At 61.9% G+C, this 9593-nt stretch carries 8 protein-coding genes; 4 read left to right on the top strand and 4 right to left on the bottom strand.

Annotated features, from left to right (window positions below; all coding sequences use genetic code 11):
* Positions 1 to 156 precede the first annotated feature (156 nt).
* Entirely contained in the window at positions 157 to 552 is a 396-nt protein-coding gene (crcB, locus tag AB7E35_RS10625) for a fluoride efflux transporter CrcB (RefSeq protein ID WP_428163518.1), read from the top strand.
* Between the two features lie 143 nt (positions 553 to 695).
* On the top strand, positions 696 to 1559 hold the full coding sequence (locus AB7E35_RS10630; protein ID WP_428167519.1) for a TIGR00730 family Rossman fold protein: 864 nt from the start codon (positions 696 to 698) through the stop codon (positions 1557 to 1559).
* Between the two features lie 52 nt (positions 1560 to 1611).
* On the opposite strand, the gene rmuC is transcribed toward AB7E35_RS10630, so the two are convergent.
* The 4 genes from rmuC to pncB all read right to left on the bottom strand — a co-directional run bounded on the left by rmuC (position 1612) and on the right by pncB (position 7092).
* Positions 1612 to 3321 carry a DNA recombination protein RmuC gene (gene rmuC / locus AB7E35_RS10635; protein WP_428163519.1) on the bottom strand — a complete coding sequence of 570 codons (1710 nt, stop codon included), beginning with the start codon at positions 3319 to 3321 and terminating at the stop codon, positions 1612 to 1614.
* Positions 3322 to 3384: 63 nt separating this feature from the next.
* Positions 3385 to 4389 carry a 2-hydroxyacid dehydrogenase gene (locus AB7E35_RS10640; protein WP_428163520.1) on the bottom strand — a complete coding sequence of 335 codons (1005 nt, stop codon included), beginning with the start codon at positions 4387 to 4389 and terminating at the stop codon, positions 3385 to 3387.
* A 20-nt stretch (positions 4390 to 4409) separates the two neighbouring features.
* On the bottom strand, positions 4410 to 5825 hold the full coding sequence (locus tag AB7E35_RS10645; protein ID WP_428167518.1) for a sodium:proton antiporter: 1416 nt from the start codon (positions 5823 to 5825) through the stop codon (positions 4410 to 4412).
* Positions 5826 to 5895: 70 nt separating this feature from the next.
* A complete protein-coding gene (gene pncB, locus AB7E35_RS10650) occupies positions 5896 to 7092 on the bottom strand; it encodes a nicotinate phosphoribosyltransferase (protein ID WP_428163522.1) in 1197 nt (398 codons plus the stop codon).
* Between the two features lie 334 nt (positions 7093 to 7426).
* On the opposite strand from pncB, the gene AB7E35_RS10655 reads away from it, so the two are divergent.
* On the top strand, positions 7427 to 7993 hold the full coding sequence (locus tag AB7E35_RS10655; RefSeq protein WP_428163523.1) for a phasin family protein: 567 nt from the start codon (positions 7427 to 7429) through the stop codon (positions 7991 to 7993).
* A 384-nt stretch (positions 7994 to 8377) separates the two neighbouring features.
* The gene (locus tag AB7E35_RS10660) at positions 8378 to 9421 is read left to right on the top strand and encodes an extracellular solute-binding protein (RefSeq protein ID WP_428163524.1); all 1044 of its coding nucleotides are present in this window, start codon (positions 8378 to 8380) and stop codon (positions 9419 to 9421) included.
* The last annotated feature ends 172 nt before the right edge of the window (positions 9422 to 9593 follow it).

The raw sequence follows: 9593 nt of genomic DNA on the forward strand, positions 1-9593 counted from the left end.
TTCGCTATCATAAAAATAGCTATCAGCGCTTGCAAATAGTGCGCCAGCGCCTATTTTGGCTATAAGCCGTACACCAACAAGCACACGGTAGCCGCGCCTTGCCGGCGGCGCCAGGGCACGCTGGCCCAGGCTGCTACGCCTGCCTACAATGCCGCGATGTTTCATGCTCTTGCCATCTGCGTCGGCGCCTGCGCCGGTGCGCTCATGCGCTGGCGGCTGGGCCTGTGGCTCAACACACAGGGCACGCTGCTGCCCTGGGGCACGCTGGCGGCGAACCTGATTGGCGGCTACCTCATCGGTTTATGCCTGGCGCTGTTCCAGACCGTCCCGCAGCTCGACCCCGTATGGCGCGCCCTGCTCGTCACCGGCTTTCTGGGGGCGCTGACCACGTTCTCCACCTTCTCGGCCGAGGTGATCGGCTTGCTGCAGCAGCAACGTCTGGCCCAGGCACTGGGCCTGTGCGGGCTGCATGTGGCGGGCTCGTTGTGCATGACCTGGGTGGGGCTGCAAACCTTGCCGCTGCTGTGGTCCGGGGCCCGGCAAGCTGCATGAAAGCTATCATTACAATAGCTGCCAACGCCTGATGCACAAGGGCTGGCTGCTTTTTCAACTCAAAAAATACCGAAGCCCTTCCCATGAGCGGACAGCCGCTGCAGCAGCCCGCATCGCCAGGCACTGCCCACACCACAACCACCATGCTCGCCAACACCGACCTTCAAGACAGCCGCCTGGCCAATGCCTGGGCCGAGCTGCACAACTACGCCGTTGCTGGCAACCCCCTGCACGCGGACTCCCACCGCCTGGCCTTTGCCGACCCCGAGTTTTTGCTGCGCCGTGAAACCCGCGGCATCCGCTTTCAGCTGGAGCTGCTCAAACCCGACCTGGAGCAGGGCGCGCAGGGCATTGACCACACCGTGGTGGTTTACGGCAGCGCGCGCTTCGTGGCACCCGAAGAAGCTGCGCAGCAGCTTGACGACGCGCGGGCCGGCGGCGATGCCCGGCGCATTGCGCTGGCCGAACGCGCCGTGAAGAACGCCCGTTACTACGACCTGGCCCGCCAGTTTGCGCGCCATGTGGCCGAGTACAGCCAAAGCCGCCCCGCCCCCGAGCGGCTGTACATCTGCACCGGCGGCGGCCCCGGCATCATGGAAGCCGCCAACCGCGGCGCGCACGAAGCCGGCGCACTGACCCTGGGCATGAACATCTCGCTGCCACACGAGCAAAGCGGCAACCGCTACATCTCGCCCGCGCTGTCGTTCAAGTTCCACTATTTCGCGCTGCGCAAAATGCACTTCATGATGCGCGCCAAGGCTCTGGTGGCTTTCCCGGGCGGCTTTGGCACGCTGGACGAACTGTTCGAGGTGCTGACCCTGGTGCAAACCGGCAAAGCCAAGCCCGTGCCCATCGTTCTGTGCGGCTGCGAATTCTGGAAGCGGCTCATCGACTTCGACCTGCTGGTGGAGCAAGGCACCATCTCCGAAGAAGACCTGCAGCTGTTCCACTACACCGATGACCCCGCCGAGGCCTGGGCCATCATCCGCGACTTCTACGAACTCTGACCCACCCACCGCCCGCCCCTGCGCCCAAGAGCGTGTCTGCGATCTGAGGCAGTTACTCGCCCTCGCCCTCGTCCTCGATCAGCAGGTCAGGCAAGGCAAGACCGCCCGCATTCGCGCCCTGCCCAGGCTCGGGTTCGGGCGCAGGCAGCTCCTGCACGCCGCGCAGCTTGCGCTGAATGGCGCGTGTGCGCACATCCACCTGCTCAAACCGCTTGGCGGCCGCGTCGATGGATTTGCGCGTGGCTTCCACCACGTCGCCGAACTTGGCGAATTCGGTCTTCACTTGGCCCAGAACGCTCCACACCTCGGACGAGCGCTTCTCGATGGCCAGCGTCTTGAAGCCCATCTGCAGGCTGCTGAGCATGGCCGCCAGGTTGGCCGGCCCGGTGATCATGACGCGGCAGTCGTTTTGCACCGCTTCGACGAGCCCGGGGCGGCGCATGACTTCGGCAAACAGACCTTCGGTAGGCAGGTAGAGCACCGCGAAGTCGGTGGTGTACGGCGGCGCCACGTACTTGCTGAAGATTTTTTTGGCCTCCAGGCGGATGGATGACTCGAAGGCGTTGCCCGCTGCCGTGATGGCCGCCTTGTCCGCCGTGTCCTGCGCGTCCAGCAGGCGCTGGTAGTGTTCCACGGGGTACTTGGAGTCGATGGGCAGCCACACGGGCTGCTCATCACTCTTGCCCGGCAGGCGGATGGCAAATTCCACCAGATCGTCGCTGCCCGGCATGGTCTTGACATTGCGGGCGAACTGCTCGGGCGTGAGCACGTTGTCGATGATTGCGCCCAGCTGCATCTCGCCCCAGGTGCCGCGCGTCTTCACGTTGGTCATCACGCGCTTCAAGTCGCCCACGCTGCCGGCCAGCGTCTGCATCTCGCCCAGGCCCTTGTGCACCTGCTCCAGCCGGTCGCTGACCAGCTTGAAGGACTCGCCCAGGCGCTGCTCCAGCGTGGCGTGCAGTTTTTCGTCCACGGTGCGGCGCATCTCTTCCAGCTTGGCGGCGTTGTCGCCCTGGATGGCGGCCAGGCGCTCGTTGAGCACACTGCGCAGCGCCTCGGCGTTGTTCTGGTGGCTGGCCACCAGGCCCGTGAGCTGCTGCCCCATCGACTCTTGCAGGGCCGAGAACTGGCTGCGCAGCTGGTGCGTGGTGCCCTCCAGCTGATCGCGCAGCGCGCCGGACATGGTGCCCAGCTGGCCCTGGATGTCGCCCTTGAGCGAGTCCAGCGTGCCGCGCGTGGTGCCGCTCAGCGCCTCGAAGCGCTCCTGGATGCGCTGGCCAAACAGCTGCGTGCTCTCGGCCATGGCGTCGCGCGACTTGAGGCTGTCGGCTGCCAGCGCCTGCGCCGTCTGGCTCAGCTCGGCGCGAAAGGCGGCCAGCGCATCGGCCTGCTCCTTGCGGGCTACGGCGGCATCGGCGCGCGCCTGCGCCAGGTGCTGCTCCAGGCGCGACTGCAGCGTGGCAAACGACGCCTGCAGCTCGCCGCGGCTGGTGCGCGACTCCTGCGCGGCCAGCGCCAGCCGTTCGTCCAGCAGGGCCTGCGTGGCCTGGGTGAACCCGCGCAGCTGCTGGGCCATGGCATCGAGGGCACCATCATTCTTGGCCACGGCCAGCTGCGTGGCCTGCACCGAAGATTCCAGCGTCTGCAGGCGCACCAGCCATTCGGGCGGCAGGTCAACGCGCGGGCGGCGCAACAGCAGCACCGCCAGCAACGCCACGGTGAGCACCAGCAAAACCAGTGCTGCAGTCATTTCCAATGTCATTTTTCCACTATCAAAAAAGTAGCTGCCAGCGCTTGCCTATCAAGCGCTACAGGCTGATTTCATTCAAATCTTGCCCAGCGTGCTCACTGGCGTATTGACGGGCGTGTTGACGGGCGTGAGGGCGCCCCGCCCCTCGAAGAACGCGATCAGGTTGTCCACAGCCTTGTGCGCCATGGCCAGTCGTGTGGGCACGGTGGCGCTGGCAATGTGCGGGGTGAGCACCACGTTGGGCACTTCCAGCAACGCGGGGTGCACTGCGGGCTCGCCTTCAAACACATCCAGCCCTGCGGCAGCGATGCGGCGCTCCTTGAGCGCCTGGGCCAACGCCGCGTCATCCACGATGCCGCCGCGCGCGATGTTGATCAGCGTGGCCGTGGGCTTCATGCGCGCGATCTCGGCCGCGCCAATGGCATGGTGCGACTCGGGCGTGTACGGCAGCACCAGCACCAGGTGGTCGGCCTGCGCCAGCAGCTCGTCCTTGCCCACGTAACGCGCCTTGCACTCCTGCTCCAGCGCGGGCGACAGGCGCGAGCGGTTGTGGTAGATCACGCTCATGCCAAAGCCATGCGCCCCGCGCCTGGCAATGCCCTGTCCGATGCGGCCCATGCCCAGAATGCCCAGCGTGCTGCCGTGCACCTCGCAGCCGGCGAACAGGTCGTAGCTCCAGCGTGTCCACCGGCCGGCGCGCAGGTAATGCTCGGCTTCGGTGATGCGCCGCGCCGTGGCCATGAGCAGCGCAAAGCCGAAGTCGGCCGTGGTCTCGGTCAGCACATCAGGCGTGTTGGTGCCTTGCACGCCAGCAGCGGTCATGGCGGCCACGTCGAAATTGTTGTAGCCCACGGCCATGTTGGCGACGATCTTCAGACGCGGGCAGGCAGCCAGCAGGTCGGCGTCGATGCGCTGGCTGCCGGTGGTCAGCGCGCCGTCCTTGCCCTGCAGGCGTTCGATGAAGTCGGCTTGCGTCCACAGGTTGTCGTCCTGATTGGCATACACCTCGAAATGCTCCGCCAGGCGCTCAATCACCTGCGGAAAAATCTTGCGTGCGACAAGGATGTGGGGCCTGGACATGGGCGGTGCCTTTCCTGCGATCAACGCAGCCAAATGAATGTGATCAGGGCGAACAGCGGCACCAGGATGCCGCCGGACCACAGCATGTAACCAAAGAAGCTGGGCATCTTTACGCCGCGGTCCTCGGCAATCGCTTTCACCATGAGATTGGGCGCGTTGCCGATGTAGGTGTTGGCGCCCATGAACACGGCACCGGCCGAGATGGCGGCCAGCGTGGCCGCATGCGTGGTCATGAGCGTGGCCGCATCGCCCCCGGCCGTGTTGAAGAACACCAGGTAGGTGGGCGCGTTGTCCAAAAACGAGCTGAGCAGGCCGCTGGCCCAGAAGTACATGGCCGGGTCGGGCGAGCCATCGGGCCGCGTAACGGCGGAAACGATAGCGCCAAACGGCCCATTCACGCCCGCCTTGAGCATGGCGATGACGGGAATGATGGTCAGGAAGATGCCCGCGAACAGTTTGGCTACCTCCTGCATCGGCCCCCAGCCGAACTGGTTGTCCGCATGCACCTTGCGCGGCGTGAGCGCCAGAGATGCCACGGTCACTGCGAGCAGGCCCGCATCGCGCACCAGCCCGGGCAGGCCCACCGGCGTGCCGGCGATCACCCATTGCACCGGCGACTTCCAGATGCCGCTGAGCAACACCAGCCCCACCACGGCCAGCAGCAGCAGGAAGTTGATCTTGCCGTCGAAGCCCAGCGCCGTCGGCGGCGTATCCGGGGTGGGATCGGTACGGCTGGCTTCACCGGCCTGGCGGTAGTACCAGCTGTCCAGCGCATAAAACAGCACCAGCAGCGTCCCGATCAGGAACAGCGTTTCCGGGAACACATGCCGCGCCGTCCAGAAGAAATCCACGCCCTTGAGGAAGCCCAGAAACAACGGCGGATCCCCCAGCGGCGTGAGAGAGCCGCCGGCATTGGAGACGATGAAGATGAAAAACACCACCACATGCGCCACATGCTTGCGGTTGTCATTGGCCCGGATCAGCGGGCGGATCAGCAGCATGGACGCGCCCGTCGTGCCCATGAAGCTGGCCAGCACCGCACCGACCGACAAAATGCCCACATTCAGCGCAGGGCTGCCGTGCAAGTTGCCGCGGATGTAGATGCCTCCCGCGACGGTGAACAGGGCCGTCAACAAAATGACGAACGGCAGATATTCAGCCAGCAGTGCATGCACGACACCCGCCGCCGCAGCGCCTGGGCCAAAGGCTACGGCAAACGGCAGCAAAAAGGCCAACGCCCAAGCCGCCGTCACCTTGCCAAAATGGTGGTGCCAAAACAGCGGCGCCAGTAGCGGCAGCAACGCGATGCTGAGCAAAACCCCCGCAAAGGGCACACCCCACAGCACCGAAAGCTGGCTGCCATCGATCTCGGCAGCGCGGGCCAGGGCCGGCGCCAGGCATGAAAAAACCAGCGCCAGCGAACGAAAACGCTTCATGGGCTCGGAGCTCCTCGGTGGTTGAATGTCGTTGGTCCGCCAGTGGCGGCTCGGTCGGGGCAGGCCCACGTCAGGGGCTGGGGATATCAAACACTTGGCGCAGATAGGCCAGATACTTCTCGTCATCACACATATTTTTGCCTGGCGCATCCGACAGCTTGGCCACGGGCTGGCCGTTGCAGCGGGTCATCTTGATGACCACCTGCAATGGCTCGTAGCCCAGGTCGTTGGTCAGATTGGTGCCAATGCCAAAGGCCAGCTGGCAGCGGCCGTGGAATCGCTGATACAGCTCAATGGTGCGCGGCACCGTGAGCGCATCGCTGAAGATCAGCGTCTTGGTCAGCGGATCGACGCGGTTGTCGCGATAGTGCTGCAAAAGGCGCTCGCCCCAGGAGAACGGGTCTCCGCTGTCATGGCGCGCCCCGTCAAACAGTTTGCAGAAGTACAGGTCAAAGTCGCGCAAAAAAGCGCTCATCCCGTACACGTCAGACAGCGCAATCCCCAGGTCACCGCGGTACTCCTTGGCCCACATCTCGAAGCCAAACACCTGGCTGTCGCGCAGCCGCGGGCCCAGCGACTGGCAGGCCTGCAAGTATTCATGCGCCATGGTGCCCAGCGGCGTGACACCCAGCTTCATCGCATACAGCACATTGCTGGTGCCCGCGAATTGCCCGTGCAGTCCCTGTCGCCAGTCATCCACGCCCAGCCGCCCGCACAATACGCGCAGCATTTCCTCATGCCATGCACGGGAAAAGCGCCGGCGCGTGCCGTAGTCGGCAATCTTGAGGTTTTCGAGCCCAGGTTGCTGCAACTGCGCGATCTTGGCGTCCAGCCGCTTGCGACCCTCGGGAAAATCCGGCACCTTCTGGGTGTTGCGAAAGTACACCTCGTTGACGATGGCCAGCACGGGTATCTCGAACAGGATGGTGTGCAGCCAGGGGCCGGTAATGGTGATGTCGATCTCGCCCGTGGGCAGCGCGCTCACACGGATGTATTTTTCATTGAGTCGAAACAGCCCCAGAAAATCGACGAAGTCGCTCTTGATGAACCGCAGCGAGCGAAGGTACGCCAGCTCCGCATCCTGGAACTGCAGACTGCACAGTGCGCGAATCTCGTCGCGAATCTCACTCACATGGGTCGCTAGCTCTACACCCGGGTTGCGGCACTTGAAACGATATTCGACCTGCGCCCCCGGAAACTGGTGCAGCACCACCTGCATCATGGTGAACTTGTACAAGTCGGTGTCAAGCAGGCTGGTGATGATCATGGATGCTTTTCTAGGACGCGCGGCCCGCTGATTGGATCGGTGAAAACGTCCGTCTGTGCAAGCGGCAAATTGACCGGCCCATGATTTTGTCATCAACCCGCCTGGCCCACGCAGATGGCCGGGAAATGACCGCCCGCCTAACGAACCCAAGCACCGTAACAAACCGAACATTGGGGCAACAACCCTAAAAATGCTGCAATGCAGCAAATAACGCTTGCATGCAGACAATGAATTCGTAGAATCCATCGCATGCTGCACTGCAACATGACGAAAAAGGTCAGACAGGGCAGATGTCTCAACCTGCCCTGATGGGCTTTTTACCTGGAGCTAAGACATGTCCCTGACCCCCGAGCAAATCATCGCCACCCAAAAGGCCAACTTCGAAACCCTGTTCGGCCTGACGAACAAAGCCATCGAAGGTATCGAAAAGCTCGTCGAGCTGAACATGACCGCATCTCGCGCCGCCCTGTCGGAAGCTGCTAGCCACACCCAGGCTCTGTTGTCCGCCAAGGACGCGCAAGAGCTGCTGACCCTGCAGTCCAGCATGCTGCAGCCGATGGCTGAGAAGGCCGTTGCTTACAGCCGTCATGTCTATGAAATCGCTTCCGGCACCGGCAGCGAGTTCGGCAAAGCTTTCGAAGCCCAGTCTTCCGAAATCCAGCGCAATTTCAGCAACATGGTGGAAACAGCCGCCAAGAATGCTCCCGCTGGTTCCGAAACCACTGTTGCCGTGATCAAGAGCGCTGTCTCTGCCGCCAACAATGCATTTGAATCGGTGCAGAAGGCCGTCAAGCAAGCCAGCGACGTGGCTGAAGCCAACTTCAACGCAGTGGCTAATTCCGCAGCCAACGCAGCCAAGACGGCAACAGCCACCGCCACTGCTGCCGCACGCAAGCGCTAATTGTCACGCCAGTTCTGAAGGCTGGCTTCAGGGGGAAAAAATCAAGAATTGAGCCCCGATGCTGTTGCGATAAGCAATAAGCGGTAACGATTGTCTCCTTGGATCCTCTCGGAACCTCCTGTTTCCTGGATCCTTTCAAGCCCAGTCTCTGACTGGGCTTTTTTTGTCCTGCACCCGTAGCACTTTTAAGTAGTTGCCCACGGGCGACTTCAAACTGAAAAATGCTTTGCGAGGCCACCGACCGGGAGCAGAGCCCCGCTGAGCATTTTTGAGTTTGAAGCAAGCATTCTCAGCAGATCAACACTCCAGCACAGCAATCATTTGCGAACAATTCTCGTTTGTTTTATCATCTGCTCATTGCTTCTGGAGAAAACCTTGACACACTTGACCTTGAAATCCTTGCTGACCGCTTGCGCCTTGGTAACTGCTGGCACTGTCTGTGCGCAAGACCAAGTCATCAACCTGTACTCTGCACGCCACTACCCAACGGACGACGCTCTTTATTCTGGTTTCACCAAAACCACAGGCATCAAGATCAACCGCGTTGACTCGGATGACGCCGGCATCATGGCTCGCCTCAAGGCCGAGGGCTCGGCATCGCCTGCAGATGTGATTTTGCTGGTGGATGCGGCGCGGCTTTACCGCGGTGAGGTCGATGGACTTTTCTTGCCGGTGCGCTCCAAGGTGCTTGAGGATGCCATTCCTTCCAACCTGCGCGCTACACCTGGCACCGATGGCGGCATTCCCTGGTTCGGTCTGTCAACACGTGCCCGCGTAGTGGTTTACAACAAGGCCAAGGTGAGCCTGGAAGATATAGACACCTATGAAGAACTGGCCGATGCCAAGAACAAAGGCAAGCTATGCATACGTTCTGGCTCACATCCCTATAACTTGAGTCTGTTTGGTGCGGTGATGGTGCACATGGGCGAACAGAAAACAGAAGCTTGGCTCAAAGGCTTGGTCAGTAATCTGGCACGCTCTCCAAAGGGGGGAGATACAGATCAGATCAAGGCCGTGGCAGCGGGCGAATGCGACATCGCCGTGACCAACAGCTATTACTTGGCTCGCTTGATGCGGTCTGAGAAACCGGAAGACAAGGCTGTTGTCGAGAAAGTGGCGGTTGTGTTCCCGAATCAACAATCGTGGGGCACTCACATGAACATCGCGGGAGGTGCCGTTGCTCGCCACACCAAACAGCAGGCGAATGCGATCAAGTTCCTGGAGTACCTGTCCAGCCCGGAGGCGCAAAATTACTTTGCTAATGGCAATAACGAATGGCCTGCTGCCAAGGGTGTAAACCCCGTCAATCCCGCCCTGCAAGCCATGACCGGCGGCAAACCGTTCAAGAGCGAGACCATCCCCATCAGTTCGGTGGGAGCCAATACCGTCAAAGTTCAACAGATGCTCGATCGCGTTGGCTTTCGCTGATACCCACTGCTACGAGCAAAAGCCTGGTTCTACCAGGCTTTTCTTATTGAAGTCCCCTCGAATTCCTGAGCCAGTCAGAAGTAGAGGTTGGGGAACAGTTTGACACGGTACTCGACCGGAGGGATTCGGCCGAGGGCTTCATGGGGTCGATGGTGGTTGTATCGGTGCAGCC

The sequence above is a fragment of the Diaphorobacter sp. genome, assembly GCF_050251835.1.
GTDB lineage: Bacteria > Pseudomonadota > Gammaproteobacteria > Burkholderiales > Burkholderiaceae_C > JBFXIE01.

Excerpts from the sequence above, each read along its gene's own strand:
- AB7E35_RS10645 (WP_428167518.1), bottom strand. The coding sequence starts at position 5,825 with ATGAAGCGTTTTCGTTCGCTGGCGCTGGTTTTTTCATGCCTGGCGCCG.
- AB7E35_RS10640 (WP_428163520.1), bottom strand. The coding sequence starts at position 4,389 with ATGTCCAGGCCCCACATCCTTGTCGCACGCAAGATTTTTCCGCAGGTG.
- AB7E35_RS10655 (WP_428163523.1), top strand. The coding sequence starts at position 7,427 with ATGTCCCTGACCCCCGAGCAAATCATCGCCACCCAAAAGGCCAACTTC.
- crcB (WP_428163518.1), top strand. The coding sequence starts at position 157 with ATGTTTCATGCTCTTGCCATCTGCGTCGGCGCCTGCGCCGGTGCGCTC.
- pncB (WP_428163522.1), bottom strand. The coding sequence starts at position 7,092 with ATGATCATCACCAGCCTGCTTGACACCGACTTGTACAAGTTCACCATG.
- rmuC (WP_428163519.1), bottom strand. The coding sequence starts at position 3,321 with ATGACATTGGAAATGACTGCAGCACTGGTTTTGCTGGTGCTCACCGTG.
- AB7E35_RS10630 (WP_428167519.1), top strand. The coding sequence starts at position 696 with ATGCTCGCCAACACCGACCTTCAAGACAGCCGCCTGGCCAATGCCTGG.